This is a genomic window from Streptococcus orisratti DSM 15617 (genome assembly GCF_000380105.1).
In the GTDB taxonomy this organism is placed as follows: Bacteria; Bacillota; Bacilli; order Lactobacillales; family Streptococcaceae; genus Streptococcus; species Streptococcus orisratti.
The window spans coordinates 36,057-53,895 of sequence record NZ_KB904482.1 but is presented as its reverse complement, the minus strand read 5'-3'; the positions used below and the strand labels follow the sequence as shown (position 1 = coordinate 53,895).

The following is a 17,839-nucleotide window of genomic DNA, read 5'->3' as shown; positions in this document are numbered from 1 at the left end:
CTTATGAAACCATCTGATCAAACTGGATATTTTCAATGGCATCTTCAATACTTTCCGCCATTTGAATTTGAATATCACTCTTCATCAAATACTCCGTCCATTCTTGAATTGAAAAACCATAGCGAGTATTGATTACGAGATAAAATTTTCCGCCAACCTGACCAAAGGTATCAAAAATAGTCATTTTTGAATGTATATGATTCAAAGACTCTGGTCGCGTAAGATGTAAGGTAAGTACCTCTCCTGCAAAACGATGCTCACCTAAACTTCTCAACGTTTCCAATTTTTGAATAAGATGCTCCCCCTCTAAAAACGACTGCTTGGAATTTATACGTTGATAGGACATGTTAGCCAAATTAGTTAAAACTTTAAATAAATTTTGATGGTAAAGATTCATTTTTTCCAATGAAACCTCCTGAATAATAATATAAAATTCATTATGGCCTTTATATGTTAAGGAAGACATGTATGCGGGAAGATTCTCCTTCAAGCGATGATTTACCCATATCTGATTTTCGGCTATCTGTGCTTGTAATAAATCAAATTGTTGAGAACCTTTTGTAAAATAGTCAGTATTAACTTCAATACCTAGCTGACGTTTTCCTAGTTCTCCCTTTTCAACGGAATAGACGAAAATTGCATCTGTTCCAAAAACTTCTGACAAATAATGAAGCAAATTAATCGTAAAAACATCTAAATAAGGTACATCCAATTGCTTGAGAAATTGATAAATTTTTCCATAACTATCGTCTCTACCCAAAATTTGATGAGTCAATTCTGTTTTTTCAACTAGTAAGTCTTCAATAAATTGACGTTCAACATTTAACTGTCCCTCTAGATTTGCATTATCTAATTTTAGAGTAGTTAGCTCTTCAAGTTTGTTTTCTTTTACGGCGCCACTCACCAAACCAGAGACAATGTAAATTATATAAGAAATCCAATTCAAAGGCTCAAAGAAGAGCGTCATAATATTATTTCCGGCACTAACATTTTGAAAAACTAAACCTGAGCTAGCTAATAATGCTGCTAGCAACCCATAGGCTATTCCAAAATTAAGCCCAATAACTAAAATAAAGAAAAGACGAAAATCAACTACTTTGAAATAAACCTGCTGACTTAAAATATGAGATAGCGCTTCACTGATAAAAAACAGTAATATCAATTCTACAATTTTTACATAATTTTTCTGCAAACCAAGTTTCTGGTAAACATGCAACAAATATTCTTTTCGCCCTGTCTGTCGCCTACTTTTCGGAGTAACATTATTTTGCAACTCATCTAAAACTGATACTTTAGGAAACCAACCATACTGATCCTTTAACTGACTAGCGCTAACATCACCTAATTCAAAAAGAGGATACTCTATAAAAAATAATGACCGTTTTGATAAATTTAATTTTTCAAGAATGTCACTGTACCTAATATGAAAGACATCAGGAACAGAGAGACATTCAAACTGATAATCCCAATTATCAAAGATGCGATAACATAAACTAAACAGATCATTAGGATAGATATAGTAAGCTAATTGTTCTGGGTTTAAGACAAAATCTATCTCTTCTCCAAATTGATCTTTGGCAATCAACTGCCCCAAACGACTTGTAGTTTGGGAAATATTGTAAGTGTACAAAGAGCGCAAAATCTTTAAAGAAAACTGACATTGTTCAGCATAAAAATAGCATAACTCCTCGGCGCTTTTCATCACAATACTCCGACTCGTCTCATTTCTAAAATTAACATCAGGACCAGTTAGATAAATCATCTTAATCCTGCGTATTTTTTTGATACCTTCTAAAAATACTCTTAATTTCTTAATCTCATCCTCTCCCTGATTAAATTCATTGAGAGTATCTGAGCAGTATACAACTTCTCGGATATTATATGTTTTACATAACCACTCAAAGCTAGAAAAAGTGTTAATATCTATTTCTCTGATTTTTTTAGACGACTTTTCCAATTTTCCTAAAACAATTAACTTTTCATCAGGAAAAGAGGAAATTAGATTATCCGCTGAAAAATTATTAACTTCTCCTACTAGTAAAACTGTCATCTTTTTAACTCCATATTAATTCTTTTAATCAAATTATTTTATATACAAAAGCATTCTAACATATTATTGTAACAAAGGAATGTCATCTATCAAAATAAATACTCTCGGAATATCTGTTTTGTAACTTTCGACATCGAAATGATATTTTTTTGTTTTTTCAAACAAAAAGTAATAAGCATACCATATGCTAATTTTTCACCATATGGTATGCTTATTATTTAGAATAGGTAAATATTATCACTCAAATAAAGTTAGCTCTTTTTGATTTTCTTGTCCTTTAACAGCAAAATTCACTGCGTTTTTTTTAGTCATTGGGTCGACAATTCCCAACGAAATTTGATAATAGTTTTTAGTTGCTTCAGCCACATTTTTTGAGGTTAGGTAAACCGACACTGTTACCGACTCGTTAGGAAGTATTTTTTTGATATTAATCGGAACTTCAACTTTTTCTACGATTATACCTGCCCAGTTTTTGACATAAACATAGGCCTTCCAATCTTTGTAAAAAGGAGCAACTCCTGAGTTTTTCCAAGTCATGGTTAATCTTGTTTTTTTCCCAAACTTCGTCATTTTTGCCGAAGAAATCCAAATACGGTAACCCATATTGTTTAAAATTTGGTTATATCCCGATTTTTCATCATTAATATCTTCAGCAATTTTAGGTCCTAAAAAAGTTGTATGTGATTTTTTGACAAGGCTTATAGTTTGCTGTAAATCTCTTCCCATAAGTACCCACATTGAATTGGCACTCGTAAATTCCCCACCTATTGGTGAAGTCTTCCATCCATCCGGCATAGCAGTTAAATCTTGTTCCCCAGTTTGATCATAAGCGCCTCCTGATTCTATCCAATCTAACCACTCATTTGTGCTCTCTACATTTCCAGTCATATCATTATAGAGACCTAAGTGGTGTTTTTTGGCAGTTGTAAAGGGACGTCTCATCAAAATAGAAGCCTGTGGAAATGCTGATAACCATGGTTCAACATACTTCTCACGAACAGTATTCTTAGGAAGCGCTCGAATACCTGCTTCCTGTTCAACATGCCATTCCCCCCAATGTCCAAGGCTTCCAAGTTCAATATAACTGATTAAACTATCATGCCCCCAACGATCTCCCATAGCTTCAATTGCTTTTTGATAATAGGTAAGTAACTTGGAGTTAGCATAATTGGGTGAAAATCCTTTTCCTGAGGAAGAGTTGTACCAGTCTCCTGGATCTTCTAAAGATTCATACAACCAGTTAGGAATATCTAGATGTTTTTCTGTGCTAGGATAGTCTAATATAAAGCGCAGAACAATATGTTTTCCCTCACTTCGCCATCTATCAAATTGGTTCTCCTTCTCTATATCTTCCCATTGATAACAGCCTTTTTCTGGTTCCAATTCTTTCCATGTAACATCCACATAAAGAAGGTTAATATCATCTGAAACAGTTTGTTCCAATGCCGAGGGGGCATATCCTATCAAAGCATTACCGAAAGTTTTTTCCGAATAAGAAAAATTTCTTTGATAATAAGCAACTTTAAACAAATAAGTACAAAATATTGTCGCAAAAACCATAATTAACACTAATATCACGGCTATAATAACCTTCTTCTTCATCCCATACCTTTCAAACAACTTATTCTAAGCAACAATATAGTCTAACCTGATATTTTTATAGTTGATTAATTTTCCCAAGTAATTCTTGATTACTAGCCTGCAAATCAGCTATTTGCTGGGTCATGGAAGCGAGCATTTCTGTTTGTAACTTCTGAATTTCCAACAAATCTGACTGATCTTGCTGCACAAGGTGGTCAATCTTGGTGTGCAAAAGTCGGATACCTTGCTCTGATTTCTGATTAACCCTATAGTCATTTTTAGCCTGCAAACGATCATAATCAGAAGAACGATTCTGACTCATCATAATTAAAGGAGCCTGAATGGCAGCTAGTGTTGACAGAGCCAAATTCAATAAAATGAAGGGATAAGCATCAAAAACAAGACCAAACGGTTTCAAAACATTGAACGCCATCCAAACCGCCATTAAAAAAACAAAGGAGATAATAAATGTCCAAGAACCTCCAAAACGTGCGACAATGTCAGCTATTTTCTGACCAAAAGTAATCGTATTGTCCCACTCTTCCTGCACATCCATTGTTTCATAGGCTTGATTTTTTGTAACTTCATAAACAGTCTCACGAACATAGTCGTTCTTTTTATTAGCTTTATCAATAACGTTTTTCATAAATATCAAACGATACTTCACCAAATGAACATTACTCACAAAACTACTATCAGATAACTCCGGATAATCATGTAAAATCAGCTTTTTAAGTCCGACATTTAATTCAGATAAGTAAACACCCTCAACTGCACGGTAGTTAAGATGATCAATTCCATCAATAATCCACTCTTCCTCTAACATAGGATCCACCTTCTTTCCATGACTTATTATAGCAAAAAATCACTGAATTCTCAGCACTATTTAGTTTCTATTGATGCTAATACCAAGAACAGTCAGATGACCATTGCTAATTAAAGTAATCACCAAACGAGCTAGTTCCTTAGCTGGCATGTCAAAACCAGATTTTATCCACCACGATAAAGTTCCTGTAAAAATACTAGTTAGATAGGCAACGATAAAATCAGTCGGGACTGGCTGGCCTGACTCTGTCACATTAAGCCTGCTTAAGATATGGGCATACTTTTCCCTAACTAAGTCCCCGAATCCTTTTTGCATAATTTCTTGTGAAATACTCTTTAGAGCAATTTGAGCCAAAGAACTATTTTTTTCAAGTGTTCGATAATAGTCAGTCAAAAGTTGCTCTGCCTTTTTTACCATAACCGTATCTTCTGTCGCAATCTGAGCAGCATCAATCATGTCAGACATTTGCTGCAACATTTGCTGCTGAATACCTTGCTGAAGGGCTTCTTTATCGGCGTAATGGGCATAAAAGGTGGCACGGTTAATCATAGCTTCATCAGCAATATCCTGAACCGTAATTTTTTCATAATCTTTCTGACTCAGCAATTTTGTAAATGCATCAAAAATTAACTTTTCAGTTCTTAAATAGCGAATATCAGTAAATTTCATAGATTTTCCTCTAAGATAAACAACAAATTGTTAGTTAGGTGTTGTTTAAACAACAGATTCCCCAAAATCAACGATTGTATTTGACAAGCATAGTTTTATAATAATATTATAGCAAACACTCTGTTGAATAAGCAACAGAATGTTGATAGACTGACAAATTGTCGCCTAGAAAATGAGGAAAGATAAATGTACAAAACTGGTATAGATGTTGGGTCAACAACGGTCAAAGTCGTTGTTTTCGATGAAGATAATAATCTACTTTTTGCTCGCTATGAACGTCATTACTCAGATGTCAAGATGGCAACCATTAAAGTTTTGCAAGAAGCTATCTCAGAAATTGGTGACCAAGTGGTCTCCATTGCCATTACAGGTTCAGGTGGTATGGGTTTGTCTGACGCTGCTGAAATTCCTTTTGTTCAAGAAGTTATTGCGGCTACAACTACTGTTGAGAAGCTTATCCCACAAACTGATGTCGTTATTGAGTTGGGTGGTGAAGATGCTAAGATGACTTTCTTTGGTGACGCACTTGAGCAACGCATGAACGGAACTTGTGCTGGTGGGACAGGTGCCTTCATTGATCAAATGGCAGAACTACTCAAAACAGATGCTAATGGCGTTAACGAATTAGCTAAGGGTTATGAAACTATCTATCCTATCGCCAGTCGCTGCGGGGTTTTCGCCAAAACTGACGTACAACCCCTTATCAATGAAGGAGCCCGCAAGGAAGACATCGCTGCTTCCATTTTCCAAGCGGTAGTCAATCAAACCATAGCAGGTCTAGCATCAGGACGTAAAATTACCGGAAATATTGCTTTTTTAGGTGGACCACTCTACTTCATGAGTGAATTGCGCCAACGTTTCATTGAAACGCTCAATATCGCACCTGAAAATGTGATTTTCCCAGAAAATCCACAACTCTTCGTTGCCATGGGGGCAGCCTTTGACGAAGACCAAACGGTGCTCAAAATATCACAAATTATTGATAACCTCAATCACAATACCTCGGAATCACTGGTGCCTAAAAATACTTTGGATGTCCTTTTCAAAGATCAAAATGAGTTAGATATTTGGCGCCAACGCCATAATGAAGCTAGCGCTCAATATAAAGATATCGCTAATGCTTCTGGTCCAGTCTTTCTCGGAATTGATGCAGGATCCACCACTTCTAAGCTCATCCTGACCGACTCAGATGGCAATATTCTTTTCCAACACTACGGCAGCAACAAGGGACAACCTCTGGAATCTGTCATTGCCGTTATCAAGGAAATCTATCATCAGTTGCCAGAAGAAGCCTATATTGCTCGTTCTTGTGTGACGGGCTACGGTGAAAATCTGATTAAGGCTGCGCTTCGTGTAGATTACGGTGAAGTTGAAACGGTAGCACACTTCAAGGCTGCCAACTACTTCAATCCCGGCGTTGACTTTATCCTTGACATCGGTGGACAAGACATGAAAGCCATGTCTGTCCAAGACGGAGCCCTCTCAAGTATCCAACTCAACGAGGCTTGCTCGTCTGGCTGCGGCTCCTTTATTGAAACCTTTGCAAAATCGCTTAAATACGATGTTAAAGACTTTGCTCAGGTTGCCTTGCTAGCGGAGCACCCTGTTGACCTCGGTTCTAAATGTACGGTCTTCATGAACTCTAAAGTTAAACAAGTCCAAAAAGAAGGGGCAACCGTTGCTGACATTTCTGCAGGGCTTTCCTACTCAGTCATCAAAAATGCTCTCTACAAAGTTATCAAACTCAAACGCCCCGAAGACCTCGGTGAAAAAATTGTTGTGCAAGGCGGTACCTTTTATAACGAAGCCGTTCTGCGTGCCTTTGAACTTGTCTCTGGCCGCGAAGTTGTCCGCCCAAGTATTGCCGGACTCATGGGAGCTTATGGCTGCGCTCTCATTGCTCAAGAAAAATACGAAGATGAGATCCATGCACAAGCTCATGAAGCAGTTGCCATGACATAAGGAGAATTAAATGGTTGAAGATAAATTTAAAAATAGCAGAGCTGGTTCTAGCCTGATGGGCTTGGACGAACTAGATAGCTTCACATCTGAGAAAGAATTCACCCGCTGCGGTCTCTGCGAAAACAACTGTGCACTAACAGTCACCATTTTTCCTGATGGTTCAAAATTCGTTACAGGAAACCGCTGCGAACGCGGTGCTGAAAAAGTCACCAAAATCAAATTTGACCGTAGCAATGCCAAAGAAAATCTCGTTGATTACAAATACAAGAAACTCTTTAAATTCAAAACCTTATCAAAACGTGACGCAGTTCATGGCACAATTGGTATTCCACGTGTGCTGAACATGTATGAAAACTATCCACTTTGGCATACTATCCTGACTGACCTTGGCTTTCGTGTACAGATTTCACCCAAATCAGACAAAACTTTATTCGAAAAAGGAATTGAGACCATCCCATCTGATACAGTCTGCTACCCTGCTAAGCTGGTTCACGGTCACATCCAAGCCTTGATTGACAAGCAAGTAGATGCCATCTTTTATCCTAGTGTTATCTACGAACGCATCGAAAATAGCAAGGCCCCTAACCACTATAATTGCCCTATTGTTCAAGGCTATCCAGAAGTTATTGAAAAGAATATGGATCCTATCCGTGATGGTGAAGTGACTTTCTACCATCCTTTCGTCAATCTGGCTGACCCTGAAACCTTGGTGCATTCTTTATCAAAAGCTTTTGCCACCTACAAGGACATCACCATCGAACAAATTCGTACAGCTGTTAATAATGGTTATAAGGCTCTTGATGACTTCAAAAAAGACCTTCAAGATAAAGCAGACGAATTGCTAACCAGTCTTGCCATGAAAAACGAAAAAGCCATTGTCCTATCTGGCCGCCCTTATCACCTCGACCCTGAAATCAATCATGGAATTGCCAACATCATCACCCAAGAGGGCTTTCATGTGCTTACCGAAGACATGGTCTCAGGCTTAGAGGAAGTCAATGGCTTGCGTGTTGTCAATCAATGGGTCTATCATTCGCGTCTTTATGCAGCAGCTAGAGTTGTTGCAAAAAATCCTAATCTGGAATTGGTTCAACTTAACAGTTTCGGCTGCGGATTGGATGCCGTTACCACTGATCAAGTTGAAGAAATCATGCGTGGTCACAACAAACTCTATACTGTCTTAAAAATTGATGAAGGCAGCAATATGGGGGCCATCCGCATTCGCCTACGTTCGCTCAAGGCTGCCGTGGAAGAACGAGATGCCAAGTTGAAAAAAGGCAACCTAGACCACATCTTCAATCAAGCTCCGCAATTTTCAAAAAAACTAGAGGAGGAAGAACACAAGCCAGAGCCAGCCTTCACTAAGGAAATGAAGAAGACCCACACGCTGCTTATGCCAATGCTCTCGCCTATCCACCAAAACGGTCTTATCGAAGAAGCCTTCAAGCAAGCCGGTTACAATGTCGTAATTCTGCCAGCAATGGATCGTCAAGCCGTTGAGGTCGGCCTCAAATTTGTCCACAACGATGCCTGCTATCCTGCTATCATCTCTATCGGACAAATCCTTGAAGCCCTTCAATCTGGCAAGTACGACCTTGACAATACCAGTGTCATGATGACGCAAACTGGTGGTGGCTGTCGTGCTACCAACTATATCCCACTCCTTCGCAAAGGGCTTAAAGATGCTGGCTTCCCACAAATTCCCGTTGTTTCCATCTCTATGGGTAACCAAGGGACTGAGGAAACTCCAGGTTGGAACCTCACCCTTCCCTTTGTTAAGCGCCTACTCATCAGCGTCCTCTATGGTGACCTCTTTGAGCGTGTCCTTTACCGTGTCCGCCCTTACGAGGCTGTCCCTGGCTCTGCCAATGCCCTTTATGATAAATGGCTGAGCACCGCCAAACACAACATCAAGACAGGCTCATACTTTGAGTTCAACCGCAACATGAAACGTATTATTAAAGAATTTGACACTCTTGAAACTATCGACTTTGACAGCAAACCGCGGGTTGGTGTCGTCGGTGAAATCCTCGTCAAATACGCCCCAACGGCTAACAATGATATCGTGGGGATTATCGAACGTGAAGGAGGCGAAGCTGTTGTCCCTGACCTAATTGGATTTATGAATTACTCACTCTTTAACCAAATCTGGAAAGCTGACGAACTTAACATGAGTCAAAAGGCTCGCCGCTTTGCCAAACTAGGTATTGATGTCATCAAGCTCCTTGAAAAACCAATGAACAAGGCTTTAGAAAAATCTGAACGCTTTGAAGGTATTGAGTCTATTTATGACATCGCAGAAGGTGCTTCTAAGATTATCTCAATTGGTAACCACACTGGTGAAGGTTGGTTCCTGACCGGTGAAATGATTGAACTGCTCAATAACGATGTCAAGAACATCGTCTGCCTACAACCATTTGGTTGCCTGCCTAACCATATCGTCGGAAAAGGGATGGTCAAAGAATTGCGCCGTCAATACAAGGGCGCAAACATCGCTCCAATCGATTACGATCCAGGATCATCAGAAGTCAACCAACTCAATCGTATTCGTCTCATGATGACTACTGCTAAGAAAATGAACAAAACTCAAGCATAAAAGCTAACTTCGAGGCTGGAACAAAAGTCCAATCCTAAATATATAGTCAACTAGTTTATCTTTTATTACTTCGTTAACTCGCCTTGCCGTACTCCAGTACTGCCTGCAGCTCCTTGCCTTGTACTAAAAGCAAACTAAAAGACTATAAAAAGCGAACAAAATTAGTTTTCTGACACTCAGAATTCTATCTTGTTCGCTTTTTATAGCTAATTTATCAATTTGAAGAGTGGGCGATAAAGAATTTCAAACATCAAAATCTTTTTGTCCCAGCCTCGATTTTTATCTTCATTTCCAATTTTCTAATGCCTCCCCACTGTTGAAGTCAATATGAGTAGGATTTTTTGAAAGGTGACACTTCTTTTTCACGCTTAGTTTACAAATCTACCAATCCGTATTATAATAATAACCGTGCATAAATCAGAAGTTCGCTTCTGGACTGGTTCGAAAACTTCCCAGAATAAAAAACTAAGTGACTGCAAAAAACATAAAAGGTCTCGTGTAAGGCCGTTTTTGAGGAGCTTTGTTTTTAACAAGGCTCTTTTAATTTGAAAGGAAAGGAGAATACAATGACCAAGAAAAAAATTATCATTGACTGCGATCCAGGCATTGATGACACTTTGGCTCTGCTCTATGCTTTGCAGCACCCAGAGCTTGAGGTGGTGGCTGTGACCATTGTGGCTGGCAATAGCCCTATTGAACTTGGTGTCAAAAATGCCTTTGTCAGTTTGGAATTGCTGAACCGCTTGGACATACCTGTTTATAAGGGAGCAGCTACACCACTAGTTCGTAACTATGTGTCTGCACAGGACACCCATGGCATGGATGGTCTAGGAGAAAATGATTTCCAGCTTAAGACTAGTTATCGGGTTCAGGAGCAATCAGCTGATGCTTTCTTAGCGGACTATTTCGCTAGTGAGCAAGACACGGCCATCATTGCTCTTGGACCACTAACAAATATCGCTAAGGCCATTGAGCGTAACCCAAACTTGGGTCAGCACTGCAGCCGCTTCATCAGTATGGGCGGTAGCTTCAAATCCCATGGTAACTGTTCACCTGTTGCGGAATACAACTATTGGTGTGATCCCCATGCTGCCCAGCAAGTTTTCCAAATGCTCGGTCGTCAGGTGGAAATGGTAGGACTTGATGTCACGCGCAGCATTGTCCTAACCCCTAATCACCTAGAGTACATGAGCCACCTCAATTCTAGAATAGTTGACTTCATTGCCAAAATTACCCGCTTTTACTTTGATTTTCACTGGGAGTACGAGCATATCATTGGTTGTGTCATCAATGATCCTTTAGCAATTGCCCATTTTATCAATGACGATATTTGCACTGGTTTTGATAGCTACACTGATGTCGTAACGGATGGTCTTGCCATAGGCCAAACCGTGGTTGATCAGTATCACTTCCACCACAAACCTAGTAATAGCACCATTTTAACCTCAGTCAATACCCACTTATTCTGGACGGATTTTCTAACTGTCATTCTCAATGCACAAAAAGAGGTCATCGCACATGACCTAAATAATTTACAGTTAGGATAAAATACATGAAAAAATCACACGCCCGCCTGATTGCCTTTATGGCTATCGCCATTGCCATCAATTATGTTGGAGCCAATATCGCGCTTTTCCTGCGCCTGCCCCTCTACCTTGACACCATCGGCACGCTACTCGTTGCAGTTGTCTTCGGTCCTTGGCTTGGAGCTGCCGCTGCTATCATCAGCGCTTTGCTGAGCTGGATGACGATGGATATCTTCTCCCTCTATTTTTCTCCAGTTGCCATCATTGTGGCTGTCATTGCTGGTTTTTTGGTTAAGAAAAATAGCAAAGTTACGAGCTTGATTTGGAAAAGCTTACTCGTTTCCCTACCAGGAACCATTGTGTCATCAGCCATCACTGTTATTCTTTTTCATGGAATCACATCAAGCGGGTCGAGCCTACTTGCCCAATTTCTGCACAGCATGGGGGTTGACATGACAACTAGCCTTGTTTTGGTACAGGCAAGTACCGACTACATTGACCGACTACTTAGCCTCATCATCGTCATCGCAGTTGTCAAATCATTGAAAAAATATACCCCTAGTCTGCTTGATTAGTCAAAAAATCCTCTGGTTTCAATACCAAAGGATTTTTATTATTGTCTGTCTTACCAGACTGTTAAGGTTTGAGGCGGTGCAACATACGTGGGAATGGGATGGCTTCGCGGATGTGTTTTGTACCAGCAACAAAGGTCACCATTCGCTCGATTCCGATACCAAAGCCGCCGTGTGGCACTGATCCGTACTTACGAAGGTCAAGGTAGAACTCGTACTCTGACTTGTCCATACCAAGCTCATCCATCTTAGCAACAAGGGCATCATAATCATCCTCACGCATAGAACCACCAATGATTTCACCGTAACCTTCAGGGGCTAAAAGGTCCGCACAAAGCACGCGTTCTGGATTACCAGGAACTGGTTTCATGTAGAAAGCTTTGAAACTTGCTGGATAGTTAACCACAAAGGTTGGGACACCAAAGTAATTTGAAATCCATGTTTCATGAGGTGATCCAAAGTCATCCCCATACTCCAAATGTTCATAATCTGTATCTTCATCTGCCTCATGCTCTTGAAGAAGGCTAATGGCATCATCATAAGACACGCGCTTAAATGGCTCTGCAATGTAGCGTTTAAGAGCATCAACATCACGCTCAAGAGTTTCAAGTGCTTGTGGAGCACGGTCGATAACACCTTGCATCAAAGCTTTAACATATGCTTCTTGCAAATCAAGCGACTCCTCATGTGAGAGGAAGGAATACTCGGCATCCATCATCCAGAACTCTGTCAAGTGACGGCGAGTTTTAGATTTTTCCGCACGGAAAACAGGACCAAAGTCAAAGACACGACCAAGTGCCATAGCACCAGCTTCTAGGTAAAGCTGACCTGATTGACTGAGGTAGGCTGGGCTTCCAAAATAATCTGTTTCAAAAAGCTCTGTTGAATCTTCAGCAGCATTTCCAGAAAGGATTGGGCTATCGAACTTGATAAAGCCATTTTTCTCGAAAAATTCATAAGTGGCATAGATAATCGCATTACGAACTTGCTGAATGGCAACCTGCTTACGTGAACGCAACCAGAGATGACGATTGTCCATCAAGAAGTCTGTACCGTGTTCTTTTGGTGTGATAGGGTAATCAACCGATTCGCCAATCACTTCAAGATCAGTCACATCAAGTTCATAACCAAATTTTGAACGTTCGTCTTCTTTGACGATACCAGTCACATAAACAGACGTTTCTTGGCTCAAACGTTTGATGGTATCAAACTTAGCAGCTCCTTCTTCTTCACCAAATTTTTCAAGGAAATTTGGTTTAAAAGCAACTGCTTGGAAAAAAGCAGAGCCATCTCGGAGTTGAAGAAAGGCGATCTTACCTTTCCCAGATTTGTTGGCAACCCAAGCACCAATAGTCACTTCTTCTCCTACATGCTTAGGCACATCAATAATCGTTACTAATTTTCTAGACATTAATTTTTTTCTCTTTTCTAATTGTATTCCTCTTTGTGACAAACAGCCTCGATATTATTACTGTCTGGATCAATGATAAAAGCTGCGTCATCCCCTCATGATAATGGTGACGTTCCTAAGGAGCGCCATTATCTTTGTCACCAGCAGCTAAACCTGTATGGTAAAAGGTTTCAACTTCTTATGCATCTTTGTATTAAAAGCAAAGTGACGGGGATTTGCTTGACCACTCTCCAACCAAAAATCTCCAGCAGGAGCACTTCCTCTAAGCTAACCAAAGCTAACAGCATATTCATTGTCGAATCTTAATTTATAACCATGTGGCTCTAGAGTTTTTCGATAGAAGGCTGTTGAGACTGTAGATTTTTAAAACAAATGCTAAAGTGGTCAATCATAAAACACCCTAGTTCTTTTCCATGAACTCTTTAATACGGCGAACAGCTTCTTTAAGGGTATCAAGGTCAGTTGCATAGCTCAAACGAACATTCTCAGGGGCACCAAACCCTGCACCTGTTACCAAGGCAACTTCTGCTTCTTCTAAAATAGCATTCGTAAATGCTGTCACGTCTGTATAACCTTTCATCTCCATAGCTTTTTTGACATTTGGGAAAAGGTAAAAGGCACCTTGTGGCTTAATCACCTCAAAGCCAGGAATCTCAGCTAATAGAGGATAAATAGTATTTAGGCGTTCTTCAAAAGCTTGACGCATGGTTTCAATGGACGATTGATCACCAGTTAAAGCTTCAATGGCAGCATACTGTGAAACAGCCGTAAGATTTGAGGTTGTTTGGCTGATAACTTTAGCCATGCCAGAGATAATTTCTGAATCACCAACTGCAAAACCAACACGCCAACCGGTCATAGCATAGGTCTTGGACACCCCATTAACAACAATAGTCTGTTTCCGAATGGCCTCAGACAAGCTTGAAATCGCTGTAAATTCATTGCCATTATAAACGAGACGCCCGTAAATATCATCAGCCAAAATAAGGATGTCATGTTTTACAGCCCAGTCACCGATGGCCTGTAGTTCTTCTCTGCTGTAAATCATACCTGTCGGATTAGATGGTGAATTGAGCAAAAGGACCTTAGATTTATCAGTTCGTGCATTTTCTAATTGTTCAACTGTTGCCTTAAAATGATTGGCTTCCTTTGTTTGGACTGTTACAGGTACGCCATCAACCATCTTCACTTGATCAACATAAGAAACCCAGCAAGGAGTTGGAATAATGACTTCATCACCTGGATTTAAGACTGTGGCAAACAAGGCATACAAGATATATTTTGCCCCTGTTCCTACCACTATTTGATTTCGTGGAACAGTGTAACCATAAAAGTTTTCCATGTAGGTTCCGATAGCATCTTTTAATTCTGGTAGACCTGAAGCTACAGTATAAAAACTTGCCTGTCCATTTTGAATTGACTTAATCGCAGCATCTTGGATGTTTTTTGGTGTTACAAAATCTGGCTCCCCCAGAGTTAAAGATAAAATATCACGTCCTTGCGCTTTCAATGCTTTCGCACGCGCACTGGCTGCCAAGGTCACACTTTCTTCCATTTCCAAAACACGGTTTGATAGTTTCGTCATATACCCTCCCTTTTAACGAGTTCACCTGTTTCAAAATCAATAAGATAATAGCCATTTTCTGCCTTAACTTCCCAAATCGGCTTTCCATCACGAAGACCAAAAACCACTCGTGAGATTGTCTTAGCACCTTCTTTCTTAGCGGATGCTTTGGCTTGTTTCTGGGTAATGCCAGATGACAAATCAAAAATATAAATTTTCTGATTTTTCTTGGAAATAACAACAACCTTGCTCTTTCCTTTGGTATCACTACCATGGACACTATAATAAGCACTGCTACCATTGTAAACATCGACAGAGGTTACCTTAGTCAACTTAGCATAATTTTGAGCTACGCTGACAGCCTCTCTCTCCGCATCTTTACGAGGTTTTATGGCTGAATAAAACATGACAACTGTTGCAATCAGAAGAGCGATAAAGACAAAGCTAAAGCCCAGTAAATATTGCTTTACTGGTGTTAATTTTTTCATTGAGCACTCCTCTAAACATTATCTATACCATTATACCAAAAAATTTGCTATTTCAAGCATGCAGTTCTGACTTTTTTGATTAGACAAGTAAAATTCTTCATTTAAAGCCTTGTGAATGATTTGTCCATACGTCTTGGTAAAAATGCGTTTATCTAAAATCAATACTGCTGACTTCTGACCTTTTCTACGCATGGTTCGACCGACAGCCTGCTTGATTCTGAGAATAGCTAATGGTAGAGAGTAGTCGTAGAAAGGGCTTTTGCATTGGGCAAGTAAGTGATCACTCATTTTTTTCATAAACATATCCCCTGGATTATCAAAGGGCAAGCGAACAATCACTTCTATTATTTTGTCTGCATGTACAAAATCTACACCTTCCCAAAATGAGCCTGTACCAAGCAATATAGAAGTTTCTCCACGGTCAAATCGTCGTTTAACATTATAAGCAGAGCCATTTTTTTCCTGAGTTAAATGGCGTATTTCTTTACCATCTAATATCTCTGATACTTGTAACATCATTTTTTTTGCATTAAAAAGTACCAAAATAGGCTGGCCAATCTCTCTCATAGTAAGCAGGCGATTGACGATTTCTCTGGCATATTCTTCTTCTGCCACTTCATCTATGCTTGGCATGGTATCGTCAATCCAGATTTTTTGATCTGGATTTTTTTCTTTAGGAATGCTAAGAAACTCATAATTCTCAAAACCTAGCAACTCTGCCACGCTTACTCGTGGGCTGATTTGGAGTGTTGCTGAAATCAGATAAGTTTTGCGCGTCTCTGGAAGAAAGTCTTTGAAATTTAGAAAAGCCTGACTGGCAGCATTCAGATAGACGGTGCGTTTTTCATTTTCAAATCGGCTTTCTAGCCAAAAGTCGCTAAAATAATCTTGAAAACAATCTTGTAATTCGGCTAACTCTGGTAGAGTAAGTTCAGACAACGCTTGTTTAATTGATGCTATCTGCTTATCTGACAATTGAAACTTCTGATTACGGTGAAAGGATAGGATAGCTTGCGACAAGTCAAAACTTAAACTTTCTAATAATCTCTGTTCTAGCAAAGAGTGCGTTTCTACTAGTTGTTTTTCCAATTTTGACAAAATTTGCGTCAGATTGACCTGTTTGCGTGAGAAATTTTCTAAATTCAAAAATAATCTCTGTGCCTCGTCAAAGACAAGAATTTTCCCTTGAGCAAATGCTTTATCATCTTGAACACGTTCCAAAAAATAAGCGTGATTAGTCAGCAAGAGGCGACTATGTCGCGCCTTTTCATAAGAACGTTGCCAAAAATCAACATCATAAAAAAGTGATTTTTTACTCAATTTTCCATCATGTTTAATCCGATCAAAATAGGCTTCAAAGCGCTGTTTTTGCTTGATTTCATCCAGGTCACCCGTATCTGTTTCCGTCAGCCAGACTAGAATCTGCATTTTATATCGGTTGACCAGATGATTATCTCCTTCTGATGCCAAATTATCATAAAAAGAATCTAATTTAATATAATTTCGAGGACCTTTGAGACTGTGGCAAGAAATTTGAAAAACCTCTCTGATTTTCTTCATTTCATTTGATGAAATTTGATCTTGAAGAACCTTGGTAGGCACAGAAACAATGACTTGCTCATTGTGAGCTTGTTTCAAGAGAGGCAAAAGATAGCCGTAGGTTTTTCCGAGACCTGCTTGAGCTTCCAGAAAAGTTGGTAGAGATTGTTCAAAAGACTTCTCAACCATCTCTGCAAAAACAATCTGTTTTTCTCTAGCATCCAGTCCCAGCAGTCCCATATTGACTTCAAAATGGTTTGATAAGTGCCGTTCAAAAGCCTGTTCTTCCTCTTGTTTCAATACTAAACCACCGACTAGATGATGGGTTTGATTTGACAATAATTGAGCCTCTTCAAAGCCCTCTTCAATTACTAGACGTGTCTCAAATAAAAGATTGTCAGCTAAAGACAAAATTTTTTCTAAGGTTTCTTTAGGCAGGCTTGCTATTTTTTTCTTTAATTTTAAAAATAGCTGAGCGGTTGCCATGGCATCTGCAATAGCTGTATGAGCATCAGAAAGCTCCAAATCAAGCAGTTTAGACAAATCTGTTAGAGAGTACTTTTCAAAAGTCGGATAAAAAACCTGAGCCAATTCCACCGTATCCACACGAGGCGTTCTTAACTCAAAGCCTTCAAGAAAAAGCTGCTCTGCCAACAAATTTGCATCAAATTTGACATTGTGTGCCACAAAGGTGCAGTCTGCAATCAGCTCATAAATGTCTTTGGCTACTTGAGAAAACTCTGGAGCTTTACCTAGCTGGGCATCTGTTATTCCTGTGAGATGAATGATATGCTCAGACAATTTCTGATGTGGGTTGATATCTGTCTGATAAGTATGGACAATCTGATTATCTTGAATGATAACTATTCCGATTTGAATAATACTTGCCGAAGCATGGGCACCCGTCGCCTCCAAATCAACAATAGCATATTTTCGTGGTGTGTTTTCCATCATAACATCTAAATTATATCACATTCCCAGTCGTTTTCTTAATGTATTTGCTAACGAGGGCAGCTATTTTTCAAAAATGAACTGAAAATTCTAAAAAATCATTT

12 protein-coding genes, 1 pseudogene and 1 riboswitch are annotated in these 17,839 nt (G+C 39.4%); of the genes and pseudogenes, 4 read left to right on the top strand and 9 right to left on the bottom strand.

The features are described 5' to 3' along the window. Position 1 precedes the first annotated feature (1 nt). From A3I7_RS0108170 to A3I7_RS0108155, 4 genes are all read right to left on the bottom strand, one after another. Positions 2 to 2,050 (bottom strand): hypothetical protein, encoded by a 2,049-nt coding sequence (locus A3I7_RS0108170; protein ID WP_018376299.1) that lies wholly within the window; start codon positions 2,048 to 2,050, stop codon positions 2 to 4. A gap of 237 nt (positions 2,051 to 2,287) precedes the next feature. Next, positions 2,288 to 3,652, bottom strand: a complete 1,365-nt coding sequence (locus A3I7_RS0108165; protein WP_026217190.1) for a DUF4832 domain-containing protein — start codon at positions 3,650 to 3,652, stop codon at positions 2,288 to 2,290. A gap of 55 nt (positions 3,653 to 3,707) precedes the next feature. Next, positions 3,708 to 4,457: a DUF1003 domain-containing protein gene (locus A3I7_RS0108160; RefSeq protein ID WP_018376297.1), complete on the bottom strand. Its 750-nt coding sequence runs from the start codon at positions 4,455 to 4,457 to the stop codon at positions 3,708 to 3,710. Between the two features lie 60 nt (positions 4,458 to 4,517). Continuing rightward, positions 4,518 to 5,126: a TetR/AcrR family transcriptional regulator gene (locus A3I7_RS0108155; RefSeq protein ID WP_018376296.1), complete on the bottom strand. Its 609-nt coding sequence runs from the start codon at positions 5,124 to 5,126 to the stop codon at positions 4,518 to 4,520. A 186-nt stretch (positions 5,127 to 5,312) separates the two neighbouring features. Between A3I7_RS0108155 and A3I7_RS13715 the strand changes: the two genes are divergently transcribed. From A3I7_RS13715 to A3I7_RS0108140, 4 genes are all read left to right on the top strand, one after another. After that, positions 5,313 to 7,088 carry an acyl-CoA dehydratase activase gene (locus tag A3I7_RS13715; protein WP_083907236.1) on the top strand — a complete coding sequence of 592 codons (1,776 nt, stop codon included), beginning with the start codon at positions 5,313 to 5,315 and terminating at the stop codon, positions 7,086 to 7,088. 10 nt (positions 7,089 to 7,098) lie between these two features. Next, entirely contained in the window at positions 7,099 to 9,684 is a 2,586-nt protein-coding gene (locus A3I7_RS13710) for an acyl-CoA dehydratase activase-related protein (protein ID WP_083907234.1), read from the top strand. A 430-nt stretch (positions 9,685 to 10,114) separates the two neighbouring features. Beyond that, positions 10,115 to 10,159: riboswitch (PreQ1 riboswitch) on the top strand. Between the two features lie 91 nt (positions 10,160 to 10,250). Then, the gene (locus A3I7_RS0108145; protein ID WP_018376295.1) at positions 10,251 to 11,231 is read left to right on the top strand and encodes a nucleoside hydrolase; all 981 of its coding nucleotides are present in this window, start codon (positions 10,251 to 10,253) and stop codon (positions 11,229 to 11,231) included. A 5-nt stretch (positions 11,232 to 11,236) separates the two neighbouring features. Continuing rightward, positions 11,237 to 11,785, top strand: a complete 549-nt coding sequence (locus A3I7_RS0108140) for an ECF transporter S component (RefSeq protein ID WP_018376294.1) — start codon at positions 11,237 to 11,239, stop codon at positions 11,783 to 11,785. Between the two features lie 61 nt (positions 11,786 to 11,846). On the opposite strand, the gene asnS is transcribed toward A3I7_RS0108140, so the two are convergent. The 5 genes and pseudogenes from asnS to A3I7_RS0108120 form a co-directional block, all read right to left on the bottom strand. Next, the gene (gene asnS / locus A3I7_RS0108135; RefSeq protein WP_018376293.1) at positions 11,847 to 13,193 is read right to left on the bottom strand and encodes an asparagine--tRNA ligase; all 1,347 of its coding nucleotides are present in this window, start codon (positions 13,191 to 13,193) and stop codon (positions 11,847 to 11,849) included. Between the two features lie 17 nt (positions 13,194 to 13,210). Then, a pseudogene (locus A3I7_RS14310) lies at positions 13,211 to 13,585 on the bottom strand (VOC family protein). An 8-nt stretch (positions 13,586 to 13,593) separates the two neighbouring features. Then, on the bottom strand, positions 13,594 to 14,778 hold the full coding sequence (locus A3I7_RS0108130; protein ID WP_018376292.1) for a pyridoxal phosphate-dependent aminotransferase: 1,185 nt from the start codon (positions 14,776 to 14,778) through the stop codon (positions 13,594 to 13,596). Beyond that, the gene (locus A3I7_RS0108125) at positions 14,775 to 15,245 is read right to left on the bottom strand and encodes a cell wall elongation regulator TseB-like domain-containing protein (RefSeq protein ID WP_018376291.1); all 471 of its coding nucleotides are present in this window, start codon (positions 15,243 to 15,245) and stop codon (positions 14,775 to 14,777) included. Before A3I7_RS0108125 ends, A3I7_RS0108130 begins: the two co-directional genes overlap by 4 nt. Positions 15,246 to 15,275: 30 nt before the next feature. After that, positions 15,276 to 17,738, bottom strand: coding sequence for a bifunctional DnaQ family exonuclease/ATP-dependent helicase (locus A3I7_RS0108120; RefSeq protein ID WP_026217189.1), 2,463 nt, complete (start codon positions 17,736 to 17,738; stop codon positions 15,276 to 15,278). Positions 17,739 to 17,839: the final 101 nt, after the last annotated feature.

What these genes read in the sequence shown, in the direction of transcription:
- A3I7_RS0108140 (WP_018376294.1), top strand. Translation starts at nt 11,237, where the DNA reads ATGAAAAAATCACACGCCCGCCTGATTGCCTTTATGGCTATCGCCATT.
- A3I7_RS0108145 (WP_018376295.1), top strand. Translation starts at nt 10,251, where the DNA reads ATGACCAAGAAAAAAATTATCATTGACTGCGATCCAGGCATTGATGAC.
- A3I7_RS0108130 (WP_018376292.1), bottom strand. Translation starts at nt 14,778, where the DNA reads ATGACGAAACTATCAAACCGTGTTTTGGAAATGGAAGAAAGTGTGACC.
- A3I7_RS0108120 (WP_026217189.1), bottom strand. Translation starts at nt 17,738, where the DNA reads ATGATGGAAAACACACCACGAAAATATGCTATTGTTGATTTGGAGGCG.
- A3I7_RS0108160 (WP_018376297.1), bottom strand. Translation starts at nt 4,457, where the DNA reads ATGTTAGAGGAAGAGTGGATTATTGATGGAATTGATCATCTTAACTAC.
- A3I7_RS0108155 (WP_018376296.1), bottom strand. Translation starts at nt 5,126, where the DNA reads ATGAAATTTACTGATATTCGCTATTTAAGAACTGAAAAGTTAATTTTT.
- A3I7_RS0108170 (WP_018376299.1), bottom strand. Translation starts at nt 2,050, where the DNA reads ATGACAGTTTTACTAGTAGGAGAAGTTAATAATTTTTCAGCGGATAAT.
- A3I7_RS13715 (WP_083907236.1), top strand. Translation starts at nt 5,313, where the DNA reads ATGTACAAAACTGGTATAGATGTTGGGTCAACAACGGTCAAAGTCGTT.
- A3I7_RS0108125 (WP_018376291.1), bottom strand. Translation starts at nt 15,245, where the DNA reads ATGAAAAAATTAACACCAGTAAAGCAATATTTACTGGGCTTTAGCTTT.
- A3I7_RS0108165 (WP_026217190.1), bottom strand. Translation starts at nt 3,652, where the DNA reads ATGAAGAAGAAGGTTATTATAGCCGTGATATTAGTGTTAATTATGGTT.
- asnS (WP_018376293.1), bottom strand. Translation starts at nt 13,193, where the DNA reads ATGTCTAGAAAATTAGTAACGATTATTGATGTGCCTAAGCATGTAGGA.
- A3I7_RS13710 (WP_083907234.1), top strand. Translation starts at nt 7,099, where the DNA reads ATGGTTGAAGATAAATTTAAAAATAGCAGAGCTGGTTCTAGCCTGATG.